The 23,283-nt window shown below is 68.3% G+C and carries 19 protein-coding genes and 1 pseudogene; 6 read left to right on the top strand and 14 right to left on the bottom strand.

The window, feature by feature from the left end; genetic code table 11:
* Positions 1–14: 14 nt before the first annotated feature.
* The 3 genes from R9B84_RS33660 to R9B84_RS33650 all read right to left on the bottom strand — a co-directional run bounded on the left by R9B84_RS33660 (position 15) and on the right by R9B84_RS33650 (position 3,833).
* Positions 15–1,655: a urocanate hydratase gene (locus R9B84_RS33660; RefSeq protein WP_423761730.1), complete on the bottom strand. Its 1,641-nt coding sequence runs from the start codon at positions 1,653–1,655 to the stop codon at positions 15–17.
* Between the two features lie 15 nt (positions 1,656–1,670).
* Positions 1,671–2,762, bottom strand: a complete 1,092-nt coding sequence (locus R9B84_RS33655) for a DUF917 domain-containing protein (RefSeq protein ID WP_423761729.1) — start codon at positions 2,760–2,762, stop codon at positions 1,671–1,673.
* 180 nt (positions 2,763–2,942) lie between these two features.
* Positions 2,943–3,833, bottom strand: a complete 891-nt coding sequence (locus R9B84_RS33650; protein ID WP_423761728.1) for a LysR family transcriptional regulator — start codon at positions 3,831–3,833, stop codon at positions 2,943–2,945.
* A gap of 99 nt (positions 3,834–3,932) precedes the next feature.
* On the opposite strand from R9B84_RS33650, the gene R9B84_RS33645 reads away from it, so the two are divergent.
* On the top strand, positions 3,933–5,318 hold the full coding sequence (locus R9B84_RS33645) for a dihydroorotase (protein ID WP_423761727.1): 1,386 nt from the start codon (positions 3,933–3,935) through the stop codon (positions 5,316–5,318).
* Positions 5,315–6,586, top strand: a complete 1,272-nt coding sequence (locus tag R9B84_RS33640; protein ID WP_423761726.1) for a Zn-dependent hydrolase — start codon at positions 5,315–5,317, stop codon at positions 6,584–6,586. The genes R9B84_RS33645 and R9B84_RS33640 overlap by 4 nt, the downstream gene beginning before the upstream one ends.
* 33 nt (positions 6,587–6,619) lie before the next feature.
* On the opposite strand, the gene R9B84_RS33635 is transcribed toward R9B84_RS33640, so the two are convergent.
* From R9B84_RS33635 to R9B84_RS33615, 5 genes are all read right to left on the bottom strand, one after another.
* Positions 6,620–7,642: an AraC family transcriptional regulator gene (locus R9B84_RS33635; protein WP_423761725.1), complete on the bottom strand. Its 1,023-nt coding sequence runs from the start codon at positions 7,640–7,642 to the stop codon at positions 6,620–6,622.
* Positions 7,643–7,736: 94 nt separating this feature from the next.
* The gene (locus R9B84_RS33630) at positions 7,737–8,933 is read right to left on the bottom strand and encodes a porin (RefSeq protein ID WP_423761724.1); all 1,197 of its coding nucleotides are present in this window, start codon (positions 8,931–8,933) and stop codon (positions 7,737–7,739) included.
* A gap of 143 nt (positions 8,934–9,076) precedes the next feature.
* Positions 9,077–10,261 carry an MFS transporter gene (locus tag R9B84_RS33625; RefSeq protein WP_423761723.1) on the bottom strand — a complete coding sequence of 395 codons (1,185 nt, stop codon included), beginning with the start codon at positions 10,259–10,261 and terminating at the stop codon, positions 9,077–9,079.
* Positions 10,258–11,664, bottom strand: a complete 1,407-nt coding sequence (locus R9B84_RS33620; protein WP_423761722.1) for a D-arabinono-1,4-lactone oxidase — start codon at positions 11,662–11,664, stop codon at positions 10,258–10,260. The genes R9B84_RS33625 and R9B84_RS33620 overlap by 4 nt, the downstream gene beginning before the upstream one ends.
* A 65-nt stretch (positions 11,665–11,729) precedes the next feature.
* A complete protein-coding gene (locus R9B84_RS33615) occupies positions 11,730–12,956 on the bottom strand; it encodes an amino acid deaminase/aldolase (RefSeq protein WP_423761721.1) in 1,227 nt (408 codons plus the stop codon).
* A gap of 428 nt (positions 12,957–13,384) precedes the next feature.
* Between R9B84_RS33615 and plcR the strand changes: the two genes are divergently transcribed.
* Together plcR and R9B84_RS33605 are read left to right on the top strand one after the other, a co-directional pair.
* Positions 13,385–14,095, top strand: coding sequence for a phospholipase C accessory protein PlcR (plcR, locus tag R9B84_RS33610; protein WP_423761720.1), 711 nt, complete (start codon positions 13,385–13,387; stop codon positions 14,093–14,095).
* 66 nt (positions 14,096–14,161) lie between these two features.
* Positions 14,162–15,538 (top strand): pectin acetylesterase-family hydrolase, encoded by a 1,377-nt coding sequence (locus R9B84_RS33605; RefSeq protein WP_423761719.1) that lies wholly within the window; start codon positions 14,162–14,164, stop codon positions 15,536–15,538.
* A 96-nt stretch (positions 15,539–15,634) separates the two neighbouring features.
* Here R9B84_RS33605 and R9B84_RS33600 read toward each other — a convergent pair whose 3' ends face one another.
* The 6 genes from R9B84_RS33600 to kdgT all read right to left on the bottom strand — a co-directional run bounded on the left by R9B84_RS33600 (position 15,635) and on the right by kdgT (position 21,848).
* Positions 15,635–16,762, bottom strand: coding sequence for a J domain-containing protein (locus R9B84_RS33600; RefSeq protein WP_423761718.1), 1,128 nt, complete (start codon positions 16,760–16,762; stop codon positions 15,635–15,637).
* A gap of 86 nt (positions 16,763–16,848) precedes the next feature.
* The gene (locus tag R9B84_RS33595) at positions 16,849–17,172 is read right to left on the bottom strand and encodes a DUF4148 domain-containing protein (protein ID WP_423761717.1); all 324 of its coding nucleotides are present in this window, start codon (positions 17,170–17,172) and stop codon (positions 16,849–16,851) included.
* A 226-nt stretch (positions 17,173–17,398) separates the two neighbouring features.
* Positions 17,399–19,777 (bottom strand): DNA polymerase II, encoded by a 2,379-nt coding sequence (locus R9B84_RS33590; RefSeq protein ID WP_423761716.1) that lies wholly within the window; start codon positions 19,775–19,777, stop codon positions 17,399–17,401.
* Positions 19,778–19,905: 128 nt separating this feature from the next.
* On the bottom strand, positions 19,906–20,205 hold the full coding sequence (locus tag R9B84_RS33585) for a hypothetical protein (RefSeq protein WP_423761715.1): 300 nt from the start codon (positions 20,203–20,205) through the stop codon (positions 19,906–19,908).
* 127 nt (positions 20,206–20,332) lie between these two features.
* Complete coding sequence (locus R9B84_RS33580; RefSeq protein WP_423761714.1) at positions 20,333–20,794, bottom strand: nuclear transport factor 2 family protein; 462 nt, start codon at positions 20,792–20,794, stop codon at positions 20,333–20,335.
* 49 nt (positions 20,795–20,843) lie between these two features.
* Positions 20,844–21,848 carry a 2-keto-3-deoxygluconate transporter gene (gene kdgT / locus R9B84_RS33575; RefSeq protein WP_423761713.1) on the bottom strand — a complete coding sequence of 335 codons (1,005 nt, stop codon included), beginning with the start codon at positions 21,846–21,848 and terminating at the stop codon, positions 20,844–20,846.
* Between the two features lie 251 nt (positions 21,849–22,099).
* Here kdgT and R9B84_RS33570 point away from each other — a divergent pair.
* Positions 22,100–22,252, top strand: a pseudogene (locus R9B84_RS33570) (SDR family oxidoreductase); the annotation flags it as partial.
* Positions 22,253–22,311: 59 nt separating this feature from the next.
* Positions 22,312–23,268 (top strand): DNA-binding transcriptional regulator KdgR, encoded by a 957-nt coding sequence (kdgR, locus tag R9B84_RS33565; RefSeq protein WP_423761712.1) that lies wholly within the window; start codon positions 22,312–22,314, stop codon positions 23,266–23,268.
* Positions 23,269–23,283 lie beyond the last annotated feature (15 nt).

The raw sequence follows: 23,283 nt of genomic DNA, 5'->3' as shown, positions 1-23,283 counted from the left end.
CGTGCGGGACGGAATTACAGCCGGATATGCGGAATCTGCTTGCGCTGCGCTTCGTCGAGCGCTTCTTCGTAGCCGGCGTCCGCATAGCGGATCACCCCGAGCGCGGTGTCGTTGGTCATCGACAGCGTCAGCCGCTCGTTCGCCGCCGCGCTGCCGTCGGCGACCACGGTGATGCCCGCGCTCGTCATGTAGCCGCTGTAGCCGCCGCCACCCGAATGGATCGCGACGAGATCGGCCATCGACGAACAGCTCATCATCGCGTTCAGCAGCGGCCAGTCGGCCACCGCGTCGGAGCCGTCGCGCAGGTTCTCGGTCATGATGTTCGGGTGCGCCATCGCGCCGGCGTCGAGGTGGTCGCGCGTGAACGCGACCGGCCCGGCCAGCACGCCGTCGCGCACCATCGCGTTGACCGCGAGCGCGAGCCGCGTGCGCTCGCCGTGGCCGAGCCACGCGATCCGCGCGGGCAAGCCTTCGAACGGCACGCATTCGCGCGCGCGCTGGATCCAGTTCGTGACGATCCGGTTGTCCGGGAAGTGTGCGAGCAGGTAGTCGTCGATGATGCGGATGTCGTTCGGGTCGTTCGACAGCGCGATCCAGCGGAACGGGCCGATCGCGCGGCAGAACAGCGGGCGCAGGAACGCCTCGGTGAACACCGGGATCTCGAACGCGCGCGCCACGCCGCCGTCCTTCGCATGCGTGCGGATCAGGTTGCCGTTGTCGAACACGATCGCGCCGCGATCCTTGAAGCCGAGCATCGCGTCGACGTGTCGTACGATCGACGCGCGGCTCGCGTCCATCAGCTGCGTGCGGTCGCTGTCGCGCAGCGCGCGCACTTCGTCGAGCGTGAAGCCGGACGGCACGTAGCCGTACACGAGATCGTGCGCGGCCGTCTGGTCGGTGACGATGTCGGGCACGACGCCGCGCGCGAGAATCGCCGGGAACACGTCGGCCGCGTTGCCGAGCAGGCCGACCGAGATCGGCTCGCGCCGCGCCTGCGCGTCGCGGATCAGCGCGAGCGCCTCGTCGAGATCGCGCGCCTGCCGTTCGAGAAAACCGATCTGCAGCCGCTTGTCGATGCGCGTCTGGTCGATCTCGACGACGAGCGTCGCCGCGTTCGCCATCCTGCCCGCGAGCGGTTGCGCGCCGCCCATGCCGCCGAGGCCGGCCGTCAGGATGAAGCGCCCGCGCAGGTCGTTGTCGAAATGGCGCTCGGCGATCCGCGAGAAGATTTCATACGTGCCCTGGATCACGCCCTGCGAGCCGATGTACTGCCAGTCGCCGGCCGTCAGGCCGCCCCAGCAGATCAGGTTGCGCCGTTCCAGTTCGTAGAAGTGCTCGGCTTTCGCCCACTGGCCGATCAGGTTGCAGTTCGCCATCACGACGAGCGGCGCGCTCGCATGCGTGCGCAGCAGTGCGACGGGCTTGCCGGACTGGACGACGAGCGTGTGGTCCTCGTCCATCGTCTTCAGCGTGCGTACGATCGCGTCGTGCGACGGCCAGTCGCGCGCCGCGCGGCCCAGCGCCGCGTAGACGATCAATTGTTCGGGGTCCTCGCCGACGGCGAGTACGTTCTCGAGCAGGCGCAGCAGCGCTTCCTGGCGCCAGCCCTTGCAGCGCAGCGTGTTGCCGGACGTGACTTCGAAGGTGCGGGTCATGGTGTCGTCCTCCGGTCAGCGGGCGAGCGCGTAGTCGGCGATCGAGATGCCGAGCGCCGCTTCGACCGGCGGGTAGACCGCAGGATCGAACACCGACGACGACAGCGGAATGTGCGCCTTCGCGACCCGCAGCACGTGGATCTCCATCCCTTCCTTCAACTGCCCGGCGCTGACGGGGCGGCCTTGCGCATCGAGCGTCGTGATCACGTCCGGGTAGGTCGCGATGCGCTCGCCGTGCGCGTCGTCCACCGCCATGTGCTCGTTCATCACATGAATGACCGCGCGCTGCGCGCCGCTGCCGAGATAGACGAGGCCGACGTCGAACGCGTCGCGCGTGTATTCGAGCGTATTGCGCTCGACCTTGCCGCTCGCGATGATCTCGCCGTGCGTGGCCGCGCAGATCGCATCGATCACCGCGCTGCCGCCGCGCCGCTCGGCATCGATGATCGCCTCGCCGAGCGCGAGCGCGCGGCTGATGCCGCCGAGCGCCGCATGCTGGCGCACGTACGACGCGCGAATCGGATTGCGGCAGCTCGCGATGAAGCCGCCGGCCATGTCGGCCGCCTTGCGCAGCACCGGCGACACTCTCGCGGTCGCGCCGCGCACGACCACTTCCATGTACGCATGCTGGGCGCGGTTGCCGCCGGCCGCGGCCTGGATCATCGGCGTCGTGCTCGATGCGAGACCGAGCGAGCCCATGTCGCCGGTCGGATGCGCGCGGATGTCGCCCACCGCGTCGACCACCTTGGTGCCGAGCAGCGCCGACGGCAGCCACGCGTTCAGCGTGCTCGACATGCCGTTCTGCCCGATGATGAGCCCCGCGAGCGGTGCGCCGAGCGCATCCTGCACGAGCTGCGCGGCCTTCACGTAGTCGGCGCCGAGCATTTGCCAGTCGGTGAGGCCGCCCGGCGCGCCGATCGCGGCGGCCGTGGCGATCCACGCGTCGTCCGGCAATTCGTCGATGGCCACCAGTTCGGGGCGGCCGATCGTGACCGCGAGCGTGCCGAGTTCACGGCCGTGATCGGCCCAGCCGCCGCCGCCGCATGCGAAAACCGAGCCGCCCTTGACGGCGGCTTCGACGTCCTTCGAAGACAGAATGCGTCCCATGTGTCGTTTGTCCTGAGAGAGGAAAAGGGCTGTACGCGCCAGGCCGAAAGCCTTGTGTGGCGGTACTGTCCAAACGATTCTAGGGACGCCGAATATTGAGCGTTATTGCTATTTTATGGAGACTTCATAACGCGATGTTAAGGCTAGGGTAATCCCGCGATGGCGCGTTAACAGCCAGATTCATGCGTCCGCGGAAAGCGCGTGCAGCGTGTCGATGAACTCGTGCGCGAGGCGCGACAGCGGTGCGAGCACGGGGTGCAGCACGCTGACCGGCGCGGCGATGGTCGGCACGATCGGCTTCACGACGATCTGCGGCCACACGGGCCCCGCGACCGTCAGCTCGTCGATCAGCGCGATGCCGGTGCCGGCCTGCGCGAGCGCGCACGCGACGTGCGCCTGCTGCACTTCGATCTTGACCTGCGGCACCAGGCCTTCGTCGCTGAACAGCCGCCGCACCAGTTGCCCGAGCGGAATGTCGCTGCCATAGCCGATCAGCGGCTGGTTCGCGAGATCGCGCACGGCCAGCGTCTTGCGCCGCGCGAACGGGTGCGACGCGGGCACGGCCGCGACCATCCGGTTCTCGTACAGGAGCTGGCTCTCGACGTTCGGGTGCGTGTCTTCCAGGAACGCGATGCCGAGCTCGACCTGCTGCGTGAGCACGGCCTGCAGCAGCACGCTCGGGATCATCGTGTGCAGGATGATGCGCACGTCGGGAAAGCGCGCGTAGAACGCGGCGATCGCGCGCGGCAGCAGCGATTGCCCGAGATTGGGGCTGCACGCGATGCGCAGGTGGCCCATCCGGTTCTCGATCAGGTCTTCCGCGATTTCGTTGACGCGCTGCACGCCCTGGTACACCGCATTCACTTCGACGAACAGCCGCTGCGCTTCCGGCGTCGGATAGAGCCGCCCCTTGATGCGCTCGAACAGCGCGAGGCCGAGCCGCTGCTCGGCATACGAAATGAGCCGCGACACGGCCGGCTGCGACACGTGCAGCAGCTTCGCGGCGCCGCTGATCGAGCCGGTCAGCATGATGGCGCGAAACACCTCGATCTGGCGCAGGTTCAGACGCACAGCCTTAACTCCATGTTATGTGGGGGCGATAAATCGGCATGAGACATTCTGGCAGAGCGCTGCCTAAACTGCTCGTGATCAAAAAAGCAGGAGGCAGAGATGAGCGAATTCGAGCAGGTGGTGCGCGGCCGGTTGGTCGACGCGCGCGAGGTGGTCGACGATGGCTGGCTCGCGATCCGGAACGGGCGGATCGCTGCGCGCGGCACGGGCGTGCCACCGGCGGCGCGCGACACGATCGATGCGCGCGGGCAGTGGGTGCTGCCGGGCGTCGTCGACGGGCAGGTGCATGCGGCCAGCCAGGCGAACCAGGAAGGGCTCGGCCATGCGTCGCGCGCGGCCGCCGCGGGCGGCGTGACGGTGATGGTCGACATGCCGTACGACGATCCGGAACCGGTCGCGTCGCGCGCGCAGCTCGACCGCAAGATCGCGGAGGCCGAGCGCGATTGCCACGTCGACGTCGCGCTGTACGGCACGCTCAACGCGAAGCACGGCCTCGAAGCAGCGGCCGGGCTGATCGACGGCGGCGTGTGCGCGTTCAAGTTCTCGACGTTCGAGGCGACGCCCGGCCGGTTCCCGCGCGTCGAGGAGGACGTGCTGTACGACGCGTTCCGGCTGATCGCGCCGTCGGGCCTCGCGTGCGGCGTGCACAACCAGATGCAGGACCTGACGCGCAAGAACATCACGCGGATGATCGAAGCCGGCGACACGGGCTGGGACGCGTTCCTGCGCGCGCATCCGCCGCTGATCGAGAACCTCGCGACCGCGCTGATCTACGAGATCGGCGCGGAGACGGGCGCCCGCGCGCACGCGGTGCACGTGTCGACGTCGCGCGGCTTCGAGCTGTGCAACATGTACCGGCACGCCGGCCATCGTGCGAGCATCGAAACCTGCGTGCAGTACCTGATGCTCGACCACGAAACGCATACGAAACGCTTCGGCGCGAAGACGAAGCACTACCCGCCGATCCGGCCGCGCGCGGAGCAGGCACTGCTGTGGACGCATATCGCGCGCGGCGAGTGCACGTTCGTGTCGTCGGATCACGTGAGCTGGGGGCTCGAACGCAAGGGCGATCCGAACGTGTTCCGCAACGCGTCGGGCGGCCCGGGGCTCGAAACGCTGCTGCCGGCGTTCTGGACCGGCTGCGAGCAGCATGGCGTCGCGCCGACGCGGGTGGCCGAACTGCTCGCGACGAACCCGGCGCGGCATTTCCTGCTCGACGATCGCAAGGGGTCGCTCGACGTCGGCGCCGACGCGGATTTCGTGATCCTGACGCCGGAGCGCTACGCGTTCGATCCGTCGCACAGCCTGTCGGCCGTGCAGTGGAGCGCGTTCGAAGGCATGGAATTCACGGTGCGCATCGCCGCCACCTACTGCCGCGGCGCGCTCGTGTACGACGGCGCCCGCATCGTCAATCCGGCAGGCTCGGGCCGCTTCCTGAAGCCGCACGGCAGCCGGTCGATCGCCACGCAACAGGAGCAAGCATGAATCCGACGAATTTTCCGCCGCTGAACGCCGAGCGCCTGAACGCGCGTGTCGAGCAACTGGCGCGCTTCACGCGGCCCGACGTCCCGTGGACGCGCCGCGCATTCTCGCCGTTGTTTACGGAAGCGCGCGCATGGCTCGCCGAACAGTTCGCCGAAGCCGGGCTTGCGGTGTCGATGGATGCGGGCGGCAACCTGATCGGCCGCCGCGAAGGCAGCGGCCGCCGCACCAAGCCGCTCGTCACGGGGTCGCATTGCGACACGGTCGTCGGCGGCGGCCGCTTCGACGGGATCATCGGCGTGCTGGCCGGCATCGAGGTTGCGCATACGCTGAACGAGCAGGGGATCGTGCTCGACCATCCGTTCGAGGTGATCGACTTCCTGTCCGAGGAGCCGAGCGACTACGGCATTTCGTGCGTCGGCAGCCGCGCCATGTCGGGCGTGCTCGATGCGGGCATGCTGCGCGCGACGAACGCCGAAGGCGAGACGCTCGCCGCAGCATTGCGGCGTATCGGCGGCAACCCGGACGCGCTGAGCGAACCGCTGCGCGCACCAGGCAGCACGGCCGCATTCGTCGAACTGCATATCGAACAGGGGCCCGTGCTGGAAACGCGCGGTTTGCCGATCGGTGTCGTGACCAACATCGTCGGCATCCGGCGCGTGCTGATCACCGTGACCGGGCAGCCCGACCATGCGGGCACGACGCCGATGGACATCCGCCGCGACGCGCTCGTCGGCGCGGCGCACCTGATCGAGGCTGCGCATGCGCGCGCGTCGGCGCTGTCGGGCAATCCGCACTACGTGGTCGCGACGATCGGGCGGATTGCGATGACGCCGAACGTGCCGAACGCGGTACCCGGGCATGTCGAGCTGATGCTGGAAGTACGCAGCGACAGCGATGCGGTGCTCGACGACTTCCCCGAGGCGCTGCTGGCCGGTGCGGCCGCGCGGCTCGACACATTGCGGTTGAGCGCGCGCGCGGAGCACGTGAGCCGCGCGCGGCCGACCGACTGTCAGCCGCTCGTGATGGACGCGGTCGAGCAGGCGGCCACCCAGCTCGGTTATCCGAGCATGCGGTTGCCGAGCGGCGCGGGGCACGATGCCGTGTATGTCGCGCCGACCGGCCCGATCGGGATGATCTTCATTCCGTGCCTGGGCGGTCGCAGCCACTGCCCGGAGGAGTGGATCGAGCCGCAGCAGTTGCTCGACGGCACGCGCGTGCTGTACCAGACGCTCGTCGCGCTCGATCGCTCGCTGGCGGGCGCCGCGTAACGGCCGCTGCGTGGTGCGCCACGCGCGGCGCCGTTACATCACCGCCCGCTGCCCCTCTCTCGGCCCGTGCCCGGTCCAGCGCTTGAACGCGCGCCGGAAGTTGTGCGCGTCGCTGAACCCGACTTCGTGCGCGACGTCCTCGATCGACAGCCGCGGGTTGCTCAGCAGCGTGAACGCGCGTTTCCTGCGGATGGTGTCGATCACCGTCTGGTACGACACGCCCTGATCGGCCAGCCGCCGTCGCAGCGTGCGCTCGCTCATGCACAGTTGCGCGGCGATCGCGGCGAGCGTCGGCGTATGCCGCAGGTCGCGCCGCATGATCCGTTCGATCGATTCGAGGAAGTCGGTGCCCTCGGGTTCGGGCGGCAGCGCGCCTTGCAGGAATTCGAGCACCTGGCGATGCGCGAGCGGATCGTGCGTCGCGATCGCGCGGTTGCCGAGCGACGCGTCGCACGACAGCAGGTTCTGCTCCTGCTCGAAGCGCACCGGGCACGGGAACACGCGTGCGTACTGCTCTGCGTAAGCCGGCGGCGGGTAGCTGAGATCGATGACCTTCGGCTGGAATGCCGGGCCGACCAGCGAGCGGCCGATCTTCATGAAGCTGCCGAACGCTTCCTCGACGAGGAACGCCTCGATGTCCGGTTCGAGGAACACGTTGGTCGCACGGATCGACAGCGTGCGCGCGTCCGACACCAGCTCGAAGCGCATCAGCGGCCCCGTATGGCGCTGCAGCTCGAGGCCGACCGTGATCGCGTCCTTCAGCGTGGGGCTTGTCAGCATCGCGTAGCCGACCAGCCCGATCGACGCGATCGTCTCGCTCGTCCCGAGTTCGAGGCCGAGCGCACGCCCCGGCGCCATCTCGAGCGCACGCCGGATCATCGTGCTCGCCTGGCGCAGCGAAATCCGGCACGACGGATTCGACAGGTCCGCGACGTCGAAGCCGAGCCCGAGGCACAGCCGCACGGGATCGATGCCCAGTTCCTTGCTTGTCTCCGCGAGGCACCGCAGTAAATGCACCGGCAGATTCGCCGTCGTATAACGGGCGGTATCGTCCATGGATGCTCCCTCTTTTTTTCCACGGATTGTACTCGTCCCGCCCGGCCGGGGTGCCGCCCCGGCCGTGATCGGCCACATGCCACGCGGCCCCGCTTCAGAAGTAGTGGCGCAGGCCGATCGTCGCGCCGAGCTGCGTGGTGCTCGTGCTCGGCGCCTGCCCGTTGATGCCGACGAGCTGCGCGCCGATCAGCCCGCCGCGATAGATCGCGTAATCGACTTCCGCGTAGAGCATGCTGCGCTTCGACAGGTTGTAGCCGGCGATCACCTGGAACTGCCGCGCGCGGCCGTCGAAGTCCGACGTGTAGCCGGATTGCGTGGTCCACCATGCGTTGACGGCGGCGGTGAACGCCGGCGTGAAGCGGTAGGTCAGCCCCGCGAGCACCATCTTGCGGCGGCGGAACCCGCCGGGCACCGTCGGATCGACCACCTGCGCGGGCGAGATGATGCCGAGCGCCGCGAGATCGGTCGGGCTGAACGGGCCGTTCTCGAACGACGTGAAGTCGTTGTCGCGCGCGTTCTCGATGTAGCCGGCGTTGACGGTCGCGTTGCCGAGCGTCACCGAGCCGCCGCCGCCGTAGACGTCGAACTTGCCGTGCGTGACGTCGTCCCAGCTGCGCATGAATGACGCGCCGACCGTGAACGGCCCCTTGTCCGGCGCGTATGCGACGGCCGCGCCGAGCTGGCTGCCGAGCACGCCGCCGCCCGCGTGCCCGCCCGGCGCGTATTGCGCGAGCAGGTACAGGCTGCCGAGCTGCGCGCCGTACTGGATCATGTTGCTGGTGCGCGCGGCCGCGAGCATCGTCTGCTCCGGCTTGAACAGGTTGAAGTACGGGTCCTGCGGGCCGGCCCACAGGTTCGATCCGTAGGTCAGCGACACCATCTCGAACGGCACGTTGTACTGACGGCCGAGCGAGAGCTGGCCGAGCGACGTCGAGGTCAGCCCCACGTACGCGACCTGGAAGAAGTTCGGCGAGCCGGCCGGCACGATGCTGCCGCTGTTCGGGCCGAAGTGGCTCTCGACGTTGAATTGCGCGGACAGCCCGCCGCCCAGGTCCTCGTTGCCTTTGAGGCCCCAGTAGCTTTCGGTCAGGCCGCCGCCGTCGGCCATCGAGATCTTGCGGCCCGTCGATACCGGCGTGCCGTCGGCGCCGTAGGACACGCCGTGCGTTTCGTAGCGGATGCCCGCGTCGATCACGCCGTACAGCGTCACGTTGCCTTGCGCGTGCGCGCCGGCACCGGCCAGGACCATCATCGCGCAGCACGCCGCGCGAATGCCATCGGGACGATTCATTCGGGACTCCACATTTCTGCATGGAACAGGGGACCGGCGGCATCGCACCGCCGGACACGACTGTAGAAAGCCAAATTTGCGCGGGCCAAGGCCGCGGCGGCCAATCTCGTGGTGCGTCGCGGCCACCGCATGACGCAGTGCGGTCAGGGCGACGCGCGGGCCACCGCGCCGGGCGCTGCACGGCGCAGCGCGATGCGCACGAACGGCGCGGCAGCCAGCACGGCCACGCACAGCACATGCGCGACATGCGTGCCGCCGAAGCGGTCGAGCAGCGCGCCGGACAGCGCGGTGCCGATACCGGCCGCGAAGAACGTGACGACCAGCGTGCGCGCGACGAGCGAGCCGTCCGGGTCGACGTCGGACAGCATGCCGGTGAGGAACGGCACGATCACGAAGAATGCGCTGTTCAGCACGAACTGGCTCAGGAAGTACGCGCTGCCGCCGTGCGCGCCGAAGAACCATTCGATCGATCCGACCATCGCGAGCTGCGCGGCCCAGATCAGCCCGAGGCGGTGCTTGTGGCTGGCCGGATGCGACGGAATCGCCGCGCCGACGAAACCCAGCAGCGACGACACCGACAGCAGCACGCCGATCGTCGTCGGCGACAGCCCGGCGCGTTCGCCGACGAAGCCCGCGATCGCCCACTGCGACGCCTGCACGCCGTAGACCAGCGCGGTCACGACCCAGATCGCGATGACCGGCCGCCACGGCAGCGCGTGGCTGCGCGCGCGGGCCGGCGACTGTGCGCTCGCGAACGCGTCGATGCCGCGGATCGCAGGCGCCAGCACCGCGACGACGGCAGCCAGCAGCGCGAACACCCAGCGCCCGAGCCATGCGGCCGGCAGCGCGGAGATCAGCACGAGGATGCCGCCGTTGATGCCGCCCGCGAGCAGGTTGATTTGCCCCCACAGGCGGTCGGTCGACGCGCGCTGCGACACGCCGGACGCGACGACGACGAACAGCATCCCTTCGAACAACCCCGTCATCCCGCGCGCGGCGGCTGCCGACGCGATGCCGGGCGCGACCGCGCTCAACACCTGGCCGGCGATCGTGCCGGCCACGCCGGCCAGCGTGAACGGCCGCGCGGCGCGCGCGATCCGGTGCGACAGCAGCGCGCAACTGATCGCGATGCCGAGGATCTCCGCGCTGACGAGCGCGGTCGCCGTGCCTTCGTCGAGCCGGAAGCGCGTCATCACGGCCGCGACGAGGAACGGCGACAGGATCAGGCCGTTGGTGGCGGCCGCGAACGCGAGCGCGAGGCGGACGACCGCGCCGGCCGACGGATCGGGGCGCGACTGCGCGGCCGTGCGCAGCGTGGCGGTGGTCATGAGGCCTCCTGGTTGGATCGCGGCCGATCTTGCGCGACGCGCGCCGGTTCGTGCATCGGGTGTGTCCCCCGGCGAACCGGCGCGGCGGGCGCGGGCGCGGATGCGGTTGCGTGCTGCGGCAGGCCGAACAGCGTGCGCAGGTACGGCGTCAGGAAGCGGCCGTGCGGGTCCATCCGTTCGCGCAGCGCGAGGAAATCGTCCCAGTGCGGATAGGATGCCGCGAGTTCGGCGGCTTTCAGTGCATGCACCTTGCCCCAGTGCGGCCGCCCGCCGTGATTGCGGCAGATCGCCTGCACGCCCGAGAAGTACGCGTCGAACGGCATCCCGCGATACTGGTGCACCGAGATGCGCACGCTGTCGCGCCCGTAGTCGGGGCTCAGCCAGATGTCGTCGCCGCGCACCCAGCGGTATTCGATCGGGAACATCAGCGGGAAACTGCGGCGCGCGATGAACGCGCGGATTTCGCGCAGCGCGTCGGCGCCGCGTTCGGCCGGCACCGACCATTCCATTTCGTTGAAGCGCACGCGACGCACCGTCGACAGCATCGCGTAGCTCGTGTCCACGTGCCGGGCGGCCGACACGGTCGACGCGCACAGCCGGCTCAGCGCCGGGCACAGCGACGGCACGCGCCGGCCGAGCCCGCACAGTGCGCCGAACACCGTGTTCTCGAGGAACGATTCGGATGCGCGGCTCGCCCAGTGCACGGCATCGGCCGGCTCGTCGGTCATGTCCCACGCCTTGGTCAGCACGGTGTCCGTATGCGGGAACCAGTAGAACTCGAACGAGCGGTGCCGCGCGATCAGCGCCTCCGCTTGCGCGAGGCAGTCGTCGAGCTGCATGACGCCGCGCTCGAGGCGCAGCCGGAACGCGGGTACGAGGCGCAGGCCGATCTCGGTCAGCACACCGAGTGCGCCGAGCCCGATCCGGCCGCCCGCGAACAGTTCGGGATGCGTATCGGCCGTCGCGCGGATCTCGCTGCCGTCCGCGCACATGAACGTGAGGCTGTCGATCTGCGTCGACAGGTTGCCGAGCGTGATGCCGGTGCCGTGCGTGCCGGTGCTGGTCGCGCCGGCGATCGACTGCACGTTGATGTCGCCGAGGTTCTCCATCGCGAGGCCGTGCGCGGCGAGCGCGGGGCCCAGTGCCCACAGCCGCGTGCCGGCATGGACGCGTGCGACGCGCCGGTCGCGATCGACGTCGATCACGCCCTGCATCGCGTCGAGCGACAGGATCACGTCGTCGGTCTGTACGAGCGGCGAGAACGAGTGACCGGCGCCGGCCGCGCGTACGGTCGCGCCGGCCGCGGCCGCATCGCGCAGCACGGCCGCGAGCCCGGCGCGCGACGCAGGCGTCGACACGGTTGCATCAGGACTGCAGACATATCCCGACCAGTTGCGCCACATGGCGTTGTCTCCGTGGTTGTCGTTTGAATGGTTTGGATGGTTTGAACGATGGGCCGCGTAGCCTGCTAGAAAAAGCTCTTGCCTTCGCCGCGATAGGTGGGCGCCTCGCCGACCACGCGGCCGCCGCGGATCAGCAGCAGCGTGTTGAAGCGCTCGCACAGTTCGCCGGCCTTCGCATGACGGAACAGGATCGGCTCGCCGATCGCCGGCGCGACGCCTTGCGGTACGCGCACGGGTGTCTGCACCTCGCCCGCGCCTTCGTTGCCGATCAGCGTGCAGCCGGCCGGCAGCCACGGCCGCGGCAGGCGGCTCTTGCCGGCCGGACCGGACGCGATGTAGCCGCCGCCCGAGCAGGTCACGATGCCCGGCTGCGGGATCCGCACGACCGGCAGTGCGAAGCCGGCGGCCGGTTGCGCGTGAAACGCCGCGTAGTGATCGAACAGTGCGGGCGCGTAAAGGCCGGAGCCGGCCGCGAGTTCGGTGACCGACGCGTCGCCGAGCGTGCTCTCGAAGCTGCCGGTGCCGCCGCCGTTCACGAAGCGCAGCGTGTGGCCGGCCGCGATGAGCGCCTGTACGGCCGCGTGGCGGCGCGCGTTGATCTCGCGCGCCGAGCGCCGTTTCAGATGGCGCACCAGCGCGTTGCGTGCGCCGCTGCCCGGTTCGGTGTCCGCGACGCCGGCGATCTGTCCTTCGTAACCCATCAACCCGTCGAGCCGGACGTGCTGCCGCTCGCCGATGCGGTTCGCGAGCGCGAGCGCGCCGGCCGCGTTGCGCACCGGCGAACGGTACATGCCGAAGTACAGGCCCGGGTATGCCGACGACATGTCGAGGTCGATCGCGACCGGGATCGTCACGCGTTCCTCGTGTGCGATGCGGTCGATCGCATCGACCTGCGCGCCGTCGTCGACCATCAGCGTGATCGAGCGGCCTTGCCGGAGTTGCGCGGCCACCGCGCGCAGGTCGTCGGGCTCGACGGTCGGATACGCGACGACGATGTCGTCGAAGCCGCCCGCCGCGAGCCACGCGGCTTCCGCAGCCGAATAGCACAGCAGCCCCTGCATGAAAGGGCCGGCGGCCAGCACCGCGCCGATCAGCTCGCGCGAGCGTACCGACTTCGTCGCGAGCCGGATCGGCAGGCCGCGCGCGCGGCGCTTCAGGTCGGCGAGATTGGCGTCGAGGCAATCGAGATCGACGAAGGCGGCGGGAAGCCGGCGGCCCGCGAGTGCGTCGCGGTAGGTCGGATAGTCGTGGACGGCGGCGGGCGCGCGATGCGGGAGGTCGGCACGGCTCATGGAACGGGCTCGGTTGGGTCGGGTAGGTCGCACCGAACGTTCGGCGCGGATCGGAATTCAGCATAGGGCTGGCCAAAATGCCGACCAAGCGCTCAGCGGGTCGTTCGACGGGTCCGATCCGGCCATCCGTATCGGCCACGCGGATGACGTGCCGCCGTGCGCCGCGCGGCTGGACCGAGGTTTGCTTGGTGTCGCAACGCGCATGGCGCGTGTCGGCGCGAACCGCCGCCGGACGGGCGTCGCGCGGGAGATCGCGGGTAGCCGAAGGCGGCAATGAAAGGCGTTTCAAACGTTTTGCCGGGCAGCGCCGATGCGCGCAGGTTTAGTGCCTGCGTTCTAGAGCCGCTTTTGACGGCGTGCCGGATTCGACCTAGAACCTACTCGCGGATGCACCGGCGAAGAACGGCATGACGTGACGAGGAGGCGGCGTGAAGAACAACAGGACACTCTGGCGGCGCACGGGCGCGATCGCGGCGATCGGCGTGGCCGTCGCGATCTGGCGATACGAAGCGGCGACACCGGCCGAGGCCGCGTCGTCCGGCACGCCGGGCGCGGCGGCGAGCACGCAGTCCGTCGCGGCCGATGCGTTCGGAACCGGTGCCGCGATGCCCGGCCCCGAGGAGCGGCGGCTCGACGTCGACGCGTTGCGCCGCAGCCTCGCGGAGCGCCCCGACGCGGACGCAGAAGTGCAGCGCATCGTCGCGTTCGCGCGCTTCCGCGACGAAGTCGCCGCGTACGGCGATCGCCGCAACAGCCTGCCGCAAGCCGAGCGCACCGCGCTCGCGCGCCGGATTCTCGACGAATTGCCCGACCATGTCGCGCGCAACGAGATCGTGCCCGTGCAGGCCGAAGCGCTCAGCGCGGCGCTGCTGACCGATACCGAAGCCGATCCCGCGACGCGCGGTGCGGCGATCCGGTCGATGCGCGCGCAATGGGATGCGTATGCGCAGCAGACGGTCGGCCCGTCGCCGGCGCAGGACCCGCGTTATCTCGCGTACGAGCAGCAGAGCCGCGACGTGATCCGGCAGGTTCAGGCGAGCATTGCCGATCCCGACCGGCAACAGACCGTCATCGCGCAGCGCCTGCAGGCGCTGCGCGTCCAGTTGTTCGACGGCGCTTCACCGTCCGGTGCGCACTGAGCGCCGAATCCGCGACGCCGGGACGATGCCCGGCGGCCGCGTCATGTCCATCGACAAGGAGGGGAGATGTCACCAGCACGAAGCTTGCTGCGCGTCGCCGTCGCCACGCTGCTCGGTTGCGCCGCACTGAACGGCCACGCCGCCGATACGACGATGCCGGACCCGTCGATTCCCTATTATTCGTGGTACGAAGTGACGTTGCCGGAGAGTACCGGCGCGTCGTGCGGCAACGGCACGCCGATGCGCTTCTACGTCAATCGCGCGCAGTCGGACAACCTGCTGTACATGATGGAGCCGGGCGGCGCGTGCTGGAACTACGGCACCTGCACGCAGACGTCGACCGGCGCCGAAGCCGGCCTCGGCGGCTTCAATCCGGACGGCATCCCGCACAACTACATGAACGGCACCGCGAACGAGAGCCTGCTCTCGTCGTTCCTGTCGCCGCTGCTGACGCGCATGGATCTCGCGCACATTCTGGTCGGCGAGCCGAAGGTCGAGACGCAGCAGTGGACACAGGTTTTCGTTCCCTATTGCACCGGAGATATCCACATGGGCAGCGCGGTGCGCAACTACACGTCGCCGACGGGCGACTGGCGCATCCAGCACTACAGCGGACTGAAGAATATCCAGGCCGTCGCGCAATGGCTGACGTCGCACGGCTTCGGCAAGCCGAACCGGCTGCTCGTGTACGGGATGAGCGCCGGCGGCTACGGCACGCTCGCGAACTACGCGACGCTGCGCAACACGCTGCAGCCGCAGGCGCACAGCTCGCTGCTCGACGATGCCGGCACGGTATTCAACACGCCGTTCGATGCGGATGCGGCCGCGCATCCGTCGGTCGGCCTGTACGACAAGGTGCGCACCGAGTGGGGGATGACGGGGCCCGACGGGATGATCACCGTGAACAGTCGGCTGACCAGCCGCTTCGATCCCGGCAACATGGGGAGCGCGTACGCGGCGCTGTCGGCGACTTATCCGCATGACCGCTTCGGCTTTTCGAGCTACCAGCGCGACAAGATCATCGCTGCGTATCACTATCGCGCGTTCGTGCCGGCCGTGATCGCGGCGCCGGATGACGCGACGAAGGATACGCTGTCGCTCGCGATGTTCGCGACGGAGCTGGACGGGCTGAAGCAGACGCTGAATCCGCTGCCGAACTTCGGCTACTTCATGCCGTGGGCGCGCAACGACTTCATCGACAATCATCAGGTGACGGCGGTCAGCTTCACCGGGTCGGGGATCCACGAGAACGGCACCGACGCGGATATCGGCACGTTCGTCGACAACCTGCTGAACCAGCAGGACCCGGCCGATACGCCGGTGATGAAGGCGTTCCGCACGCAGCAGTGGTCAGACTTCACGTTCTCGACGTTTCTCGCGTGGATCGACAGCGTGTTCAACCTGACCGGCGAGGCGGGGCCGATCTCGGGGCACCGGGCGTAACGCGATTCGCGTGAACGGGTGACGGCGGCGCGGCGTGCCGCCGTTCCGTCGGGCCGGATACGCGCTCGCCGTTCTGCGGGCAGAGCGTGGGCGCGCTTAGAACGGATCGTCGTCGAAGCGGGAGGATGCCTGCCGGCGCTTCATGTCTTTCAGCCAGTCCCTGACCTTTTCCGGATCGTCGAACTCGCGCAGCGCCAAGGTCAGGTCGTGGTTGCTGCGCTGCATGCCGGTTATGTCGCGCGTGAGCATGCGGACGACGGTATCGGGCGCCAGCTTGACGGACGACGCGATGCCGTAAGTCCGCCGGAAACCGGTCTCGACGTGCAGGATCTCCTGATCCAGCTCGCGGATCTGTTCCTCCAGGATGCCGTTGTAGCGCGCAAGCCGATCTTCGCCGAGGCCGTCGATCGCGCGCCGGTCGATCTGTTCGATCTCCAGTTGCAGTTCCAGCAGTTGCAGGAGATTGCCCTTTGCATAAGCGTGGTTGACCCGCTGCATCAGCACGGTCTTGCGTTCCTGTTCCTGCGGATCGGTTTCGCGATCGGGATGCAGCACGCTCGCGAGCTTGCGATAGACCTCGCGGATCGACTTGCTCGATTCGGCCTGCTCGGCTTCACGTTTGGCCGCCAAGGCCGATTGTCGGGGTGCTTTCTTGCGTTTCGCGCGCTGCGCCTCGCGGGCAGCGTGGTCGGCCATGTCCCGCTCGAACTGTTCGTCCAGTTCGGCTTGCACGCGCTCCATGAGTTCGTCGGGCGACAGCGTGTCGAGATCGTCCGCCGGTTCAACACCGGGCATCGACTCTGGTTCCGGCTTCATCTGCTCGCGATCGGCCGCTGCGGTGCTGTCGTGGCCGGATGCGCTGTGCCGGTTGTAGATGACTTTCAACTGCGCATCGTCGCTGACGTCGAGCAGGTCGCGAGCCATATCCGCGATCAGCCCGGACAGGGTGCGTTGCTCGGCCTTGCTCAATCCTTTCTGCAGGAAGGCGTCGTCGAGCCGATGGAGCAATCCGATCCGCAACGCCGTCGACGCCTGTTCGAGCGGCAATAGCCCGTCGACGAATTTTTTCTGGAAGACCGGCATGACGGCTTCCCACGCACCGAGACGTTCGCGCCGCTGTTCGATTTGCTTGACGAGCGTATTGAACGTCTTCTGGGCTTTCGACAGGCTGGCTGTCTCGTGGCTGGGCGCGATGACGACCGCGGCTCCGCGACGTGCGGTCATGATTGATGTCCTCCGGCCGCGGCAGGAGGCGCAGCAGGCCGGTATTTTAGCCGGACGGGCGCTTCCCCGAAACGACCGGCAGCGCGTTATTGCTTCACCGTCGCAACCGCCGGCGTGCCCGAATCCGTGCCCGCTGCGCCGGTCGACCCGTAGGCCGCTTCGGCACTCTTGCGTTCGGCGAGGCGCTTGGCGGCCAGGCGTTCCTGCGCGGCGACGATGTCGCCCGGATAGTTGTCGCCGTCGCCGGCGATCGGCTCGTAGCCGACCGATTCGAGATCGAGCAGTTCCTGGCGTACTTGTGCGCGCGTGAGCGTCGAGTGCGACGACTGCGCGTACGACGCGGCCGGTGTGGCGAGAAGAGCGGTGGCGGTGGCGGCGACAGCGGCGATGGTGACGATGATGGATTTCACGGTTTCCTCAGACGGTTTCGTTGCGGTTCGGCACGAATTCGCCTGGCTGAACCGACGAGACAAGTTTAGGAACCCGGACCGGCCGGATAAATGGCGATTCCTGACGAGCTGTGTTCCAGAATGCGTCAGAGTGAGGGATGCGTGGGGAACGCGACGGCGATTGACGTCACGCGGGGGAGAGGTTTCGGTGACTGCGCGGCGGCGTGCGCGGCGCGTCATCGTGCCGTCAGTCGCCGAACAACTGCCCCTGCCCGGAGATGACGCGTTCGAAATCGTCGCGCAGGAACGGCAGGATCGCATCGGCGACGGGCTGCAACTGGCGGCTCAGGTAGAACGCGTAGTCGATCGGCGAGCGCATCGTTTCGAGCGGCTCGGGGCCGGCCGTCGTCATCACGTAGCTGATCCAGCCGCCGCGCTGGTACTGCAGCGGCCGGCCTTGCGCCTGGTTGAACTCGTCGGCGATCCGCGCCGCGCGCACATGCGGCGGCACGTTGCGCTCATACTCGCGCAGCGGCCGGCGCACGCGCTTGCGATAGACGAGCTGGTCGTCGAATTCGCCGGCGAGTGTGCGTTGCACGGTGTCGCGAATGAAATCCTGATACGGCTCGCGCCGGAACACGCGCCGGTACAGCTCGCGCTGGAACTGCTGCGCGAGCGGCGTCCAGTCGGTGCGCACCGTTTCGAGCCCCTTGAAGACGAGGTCCTCGCCGCCGTCGGCCGTCGCCGCGAGGCCCGCGTAGCGCTTCTTGCTGCCTTCTTCCGCGCCGCGCACGGTCGGCATCAGGAATCGCCGGTAATGCCGCTCGTACTGCAGCTCCAGCGCGCTGTCGAGCCCGAAGCGGTCGCGCAGGTGCGCCTGCCACCAGCGGTTCACGTGCTCGACGAGCGCGCGGCCCTTGCGCCCGGCTTCGTCGTCGTCGTGCGCGCGACCGAGCCACACGAACGTCGAATCGGTATCGCCGTAGATCACTTCGTAACCCTGAGCTTCGATCAGCTCGCGCGTGCGGTGCATGATCTCGTGGCCGCGCATCGTGATCGACGACGCGAGTCGCGGGTCGAAGAAGCGGCAGCCCGTCGAGCCGAGCACGCCGTAGAACGAATTCATGATGATCTTCAGCGCCTGCGACAACGGCGCGTTGCGCTGCCGCTTCGCGTCGTCGCGGCCTTCCCACACGCGGCGCACGACATCGGGCAGGCAGTGCGCGGTGCGCGAGAAGCGCGCGCCGAGAAAACCGGGCACCGATGCGTCGTCGCCGGGGTTCGCGAGCCCTTCGATCAGCCCGACGGGGTCGATCAGGAACGTGCGGATGATCGACGGATAGAGGCTCTTGTAGTCGAACACGAGCACGGAGTCGTACAGCCCGGGGCGCGAATCCATCACGAAGCCGCCGGGGCTGTTCTGTCCCGTCACGTCGCCGAGGTTCGGCGCGACATAGCCGAGCCGGTGCATGCGCGGCAGGTACAGGTGTGTGAACGCCGCGACCGAGCCGCCGGTGCGATCGGCCGCGAGCCCCGTGACGCTCGCGCGTTCGAGCGCGAAGGACAGCAGGTCGGCCTTGTCGAAGATGCGCGTGACGAGTTCGCAGTCCTTCAGGTTGTAGCGCGCGAGCGCCGGCTTGTCGTGGTCGAAGCGGCGCTGGATCTCGTCCATCCGCTGGTACGGGTTGTCGATCGACTTGCCTTCGCCGAGCAGCGCTTGCGACACGTATTCGAGGCTGAACGATGGGAACGTCCACGTCGCCGATTTCAGCATGTCGATGCCGTCGAGGATCAGGCGGCCGGCCGCGCCCGCGAAGAAGTGGTCGGGCTGCTGGCCGTGCGCGCGCCAGTCGAGCACGCTGCCGCCGCGCCCGAGCTTCAGCGGCACGCCGTATTGCTCCGCGTGCGCATGCAGGATGCGCAGGTCGAACTGCACGAGGTTCCAGCCGATCACCGCGTCGGGATCGTGTTCGTCGAACCAGTCGTTGAGCCGCGCGAGCATCGCGGGCCGGTTGTCGCAGTAGTCGAGGCGGAAGTCGACGGCGCCCGCGTCGGCATCGCCGTTCGGCGGCCCGAGCATGTAGACCTGCCGTTGCCCGCAGCCTTCGAGCGCGATCGAATACAGCTCGCCGTGCACGCTGGTTTCGATGTCGAGCGACACGCAGCGCAGCGCCGGGCGATAGCCGGTCGCGGGTTTCAGCTCGCCGCCGGTCAGCGTGTTGTCGTTGCCGGGCTGGCCGCGAAACTGTACGCATGCGGTGATGAAGCGCTCCATCGCGTAGCGGTCGGGCGGCTGTACGTCGGCTTCGTAGACGTCGATGCCGGCGGCGGCCAGGCGCTTCTGGAGCCCGGACAGATGGCGATAGCGCCGGCAATAGAGGCCGACGACCGGGCGCTGGCGGAAGTCGCGCAGCGCGAGCGGGCGCAACTCGGCATCGCGCTCGCCGGCCAGCTCGCGTTCGGCGAGCGCCTGCTGTTCGGCCGGGATGAACGCGACGGCTTCCTGCGGGCGCAACCGCACGCGGCGCGGACCGTGCTCGGTTGCCAGCCAGAACTCGATCTCGATACCGGATGCGGTGTCCCGCCAGTGGCGGGTGAGGATGAAACCCTGCTCGAACGCCGTCAAAACGCTTGCTCGTCGTGGATGCCCAGGCGGCGGATTTTAGCGCTTGGGCGGGGTCCGTGCCGATGGCGGCTGCGAGCGAAATGGGGGCGGACTCGCCGGCGCGTGCGTCGAATGACTATCGCCGCGCGTCACGTTCGCGCATCCGCCATGTGCTTCGTCACGCGCCAGGTCGTGCGCGCCGCATCCTCTGGCCGCGACAGCCATCGCTTCGCGACGATCGCGTGGTGCTTCTGCGCGACGTAGGCATCCACAGCGAGTTCGAGCGACTCGTCGTGGCGCCGTTCGAGCGTCGCGGACGCACCTGAACCGTCGGCTAATTCGATCACGGTGGATTGAGGTTCCGTGATTCGGCCCGTGTCGTCGATTGCTACGACGCTGCCGGGATAGAGGTGCGAATGGCTGGCGCGCAGCAGAAGGGCAGTCGGCATGAAGGCGTTCCGGAAAGGGTGGGCTTGCGGCCTTGAGACGCGAGCCACCTGCCACCTGCCACCTGCCGCCTGCCGGAAGGATACGCACCGGCTCCGGAATGCGTTGACCCGGTACCCGCTCGCCCCGTCACTCCTTCGGCAGCAAATACGCTTGCCGCGCGAACAGCCGCCAACCGTTCGGATGCCGCTTCCACACCTGCAGCACGCCGATATGCGCGGTGCTTGTCTTGCCGTCCGGCAGGTTGTTCACCGAATCGAACGTATGGCGCACCCATGCGCTGTCGCCGTTCACCGTCACCGTCTGGCCCGACAGCGTGATCGACTGGAACGCGTGCGTGCCGTCGAGCGTCTTCAGGAACGCGGCACGGTCCTGCAACAGGCCGGACGAGTGGCCGTAGGTGAGATCGTCCTCGATGAGCGTGCGCAGCGCGGCGCCGTTGCTGTCGAGCATCGCGACGCGCAGGCGCTCGACCGCATGCGCGACGCGCTCGGCATCGGAATCGGCGGCGTGAGCGGCGGCGCTGCCGGCAAGCAGCGCGGCAACGGTGACGAAACGGGCAGCGGCGCCGAAGCGCTGGAGAAATGACATGGCGAACGGGTGTCCGGTGACGGGAGAGGGGCGCGACGTCAACAGCGCATCACACATGCCCTTCATGCTCGATCGGGCTTCCGTGTGCGGGCCGTGCGGCCATCAACGGCAGCGACGCACCGCTTGCCCGCGCCGCCCGCCGCGCCCACATCGCCGTCAGAATCGGCACGAGAATCGCCGTAACGAGGCAAGCAGTCGCAACGATCGCCGTCGCGGCCGGCACCATCGGTTTGAACTTCGGAATCATCTCGCCGATGATCGCGGGGTTCGCGACCGCGGCGCCGGCTGTCGACGACGCGGCGAGCCCGGCCGTGCCGTTGCCGCCGCCGATAAATTTATCCGCAAAGATCAGCGGCACCCCTGTCACGACGATCACCGCAAGCCCGAGCGCGAAGCCCGGCAGCCCGCTTTTCGCGATCACGTTGAGATCGATGCCGTTGCCGAGCGCGAAGCCGAAGAACGGGATCAGCGGATGCACGCAGCGCCCGAACAGCTCGCGCAGGTCCGCATCGAGGTTGCCGAGCGTGAAGCCGATCAGGAACGGCAGCACCGCGCCGACGAACAGCCGCGTCTCGAACACCGCGACGCCGGCCGCGCCGAGGATCAGCATGCTGACGAGCGGCCCCGATTCGATCGACATCAGCACGAACGCGCCGGCTTCCTCCTTGCTGCCGTACTGCTGCATCACGGCCGCATAGAGGCCGCCGTTGGTCATGTCCATCGACGTCGTGATCGCGAGCAGCGACAGGCCCGCGAACAGGCCCGTCCGGATGCCGTCGTCGGGGATGAATCGCGCGGCGATCAACGTCGCGAGCCACGCGACCAGGATCTTCGTCGCGAGCAGCGTGCCCGATTTGCGCAACACGACGCCGGTCGCGCCCATGCAGAAGAACCAAACGGCGAGGATCGGCACCGTGCCCGCGATCAGGCCGTTGGTGAACGAGCCGAAATACTTCCCGGCGTTCGGGGCGAACGTATGCACGCACGCGCCGAGCAGCATCGGGACCAGCATGAGCCCGCCAGGAATGCGGTCGATGGCCTGTTTCAGCTTCACGTCTCCTCCGTGGACGTCGATGCGTCCCGTTGTCGAATGATGTCTGCTGACTGACTATAGAGCACGATTTGGAACGATGGTCCGTTTTTATTGTTCTGCCTGGTAGTCGTATACCCGTAACTTCCTAAATTGATGATAAGAAAGGCATTAATTGCGCCATGGTGCGATGCGAAAAATCCGGTCCATCGTTCCGAATCTGAAAAATATGTGCTTCAATTCATCGTATGACCATCGGCCGCACAGGCGTCGGCCGGCGCAGCGACGAAATCCTCGGCCGGATCCCGGCCGGCCGCTGGGGCGTGCCCGACGATCTCGCGGGTGCGGCCGTGTTCCTCGCGTCGCGCGCGTCGGACTACGTGCACGGCCACACGCTCGCCGTCGACGGCGGGTGGCTCGTGCGCTGACCGTGTCGCGCGGCGGACACGTTATGCTCTCCCGATTCGCATCTCATGGATTCACGGACATGACAGCAACGCCCAGGCAGCACAAGCGCGATCACGCGAACCTGGAACCGGGGGCCGGCCATCCGGGGGGCGGCCATCCGGGGGGCGGCCATCCGCGGGCCGGCCATCCGGGGGCCGGCCATCCGGTGGCCGACCCGTCGGCGGGCGGCGCCGCGGAGAAGGCCGATTCGGTCGCGGCCGTCGGGAAGGTCTTCACGATCCTCGCGGCACTCGGCGATCGTCGCGAGATCGGCATCAGCGAGCTGTCGCAGCAGCTCGGCATGTCGAAGACGACGGTCCATCGCTTCCTGCAGACGCTCAAGACGCTCGGTTATGTCGCGCAGGAAGGCGAGACCGACCGTTACCGGCTGACGATCCGGCTGTTCGAGCTCGGCAGCAAGGCGCTGGAGAGCGTGGACCTCGTGCGCGAGGCCGATCTCGAGATGCGCCGCATCGGGCAACTGACGCGCGAAGCCGTGCATCTCGGCGCGTTCGACGAGGACGCGATCATCTACATCCACAAGATCGACGCCGAATACGGGCTGCGCATGCAGTCGCGGATCGGCCGGCGCAATCCGCTCTACAGCACGGCGATCGGCAAGGTGCTGCTCGCGTGGATGTCGCCCGACGAAGCGCGCGCGGTGCTGGCCGGCATCGAGTTCAGGAAGTCGACCGCGAAGACGCTGTCGTCGGCGGACGCGGTGATGAGCATCCTGCCGCACGTGCGGCAGCAGGGCTACGGCGAGGACAACGAAGAGCAGGAAGACGGCCTGATGTGTCTTGCCGTGCCCGTGTTCGACCGTTTCGGCCGCGTGGTCGCGGGGCTGTCGATTTCGTTTCCGACGATGCGCTGCGGCGCGGATACGAAGGCACATTACATCGCACTGCTGATGGAGTCCGGGCGGGCCGTTTCGGAACGGCTCGGGTATCGCCCGGAAGCGGCCGGCATCGAGCCGGCGGCGGTCGCGCCGGATTGAGCGTTCGGGGTGCGC

This window comes from Burkholderia sp. NLJ2 (assembly GCF_049487195.1).
In the GTDB taxonomy this organism is placed as follows: domain Bacteria; phylum Pseudomonadota; class Gammaproteobacteria; order Burkholderiales; family Burkholderiaceae; genus Burkholderia; species Burkholderia pyrrocinia.
The sequence above is the reverse complement of the archived record's forward strand: the minus strand, read 5'-3'. Positions and strand labels throughout refer to the sequence as shown.

Excerpts from the sequence above, each read along its gene's own strand:
- R9B84_RS33640 (WP_423761726.1), top strand. The coding sequence starts at position 5,315 with ATGAATCCGACGAATTTTCCGCCGCTGAACGCCGAGCGCCTGAACGCG.
- R9B84_RS33625 (WP_423761723.1), bottom strand. The coding sequence starts at position 10,261 with ATGACCACCGCCACGCTGCGCACGGCCGCGCAGTCGCGCCCCGATCCG.
- R9B84_RS33615 (WP_423761721.1), bottom strand. The coding sequence starts at position 12,956 with ATGAGCCGTGCCGACCTCCCGCATCGCGCGCCCGCCGCCGTCCACGAC.
- kdgR (WP_423761712.1), top strand. The coding sequence starts at position 22,312 with ATGACAGCAACGCCCAGGCAGCACAAGCGCGATCACGCGAACCTGGAA.
- R9B84_RS33605 (WP_423761719.1), top strand. The coding sequence starts at position 14,162 with ATGTCACCAGCACGAAGCTTGCTGCGCGTCGCCGTCGCCACGCTGCTC.
- R9B84_RS33635 (WP_423761725.1), bottom strand. The coding sequence starts at position 7,642 with ATGGACGATACCGCCCGTTATACGACGGCGAATCTGCCGGTGCATTTA.
- R9B84_RS33585 (WP_423761715.1), bottom strand. The coding sequence starts at position 20,205 with ATGCCGACTGCCCTTCTGCTGCGCGCCAGCCATTCGCACCTCTATCCC.
- R9B84_RS33580 (WP_423761714.1), bottom strand. The coding sequence starts at position 20,794 with ATGTCATTTCTCCAGCGCTTCGGCGCCGCTGCCCGTTTCGTCACCGTT.
- R9B84_RS33655 (WP_423761729.1), bottom strand. The coding sequence starts at position 2,762 with ATGGGACGCATTCTGTCTTCGAAGGACGTCGAAGCCGCCGTCAAGGGC.
- R9B84_RS33645 (WP_423761727.1), top strand. The coding sequence starts at position 3,933 with ATGAGCGAATTCGAGCAGGTGGTGCGCGGCCGGTTGGTCGACGCGCGC.
- R9B84_RS33620 (WP_423761722.1), bottom strand. The coding sequence starts at position 11,664 with ATGTGGCGCAACTGGTCGGGATATGTCTGCAGTCCTGATGCAACCGTG.
- R9B84_RS33600 (WP_423761718.1), bottom strand. The coding sequence starts at position 16,762 with ATGACCGCACGTCGCGGAGCCGCGGTCGTCATCGCGCCCAGCCACGAG.
- R9B84_RS33660 (WP_423761730.1), bottom strand. The coding sequence starts at position 1,655 with ATGACCCGCACCTTCGAAGTCACGTCCGGCAACACGCTGCGCTGCAAG.
- R9B84_RS33630 (WP_423761724.1), bottom strand. The coding sequence starts at position 8,933 with ATGAATCGTCCCGATGGCATTCGCGCGGCGTGCTGCGCGATGATGGTC.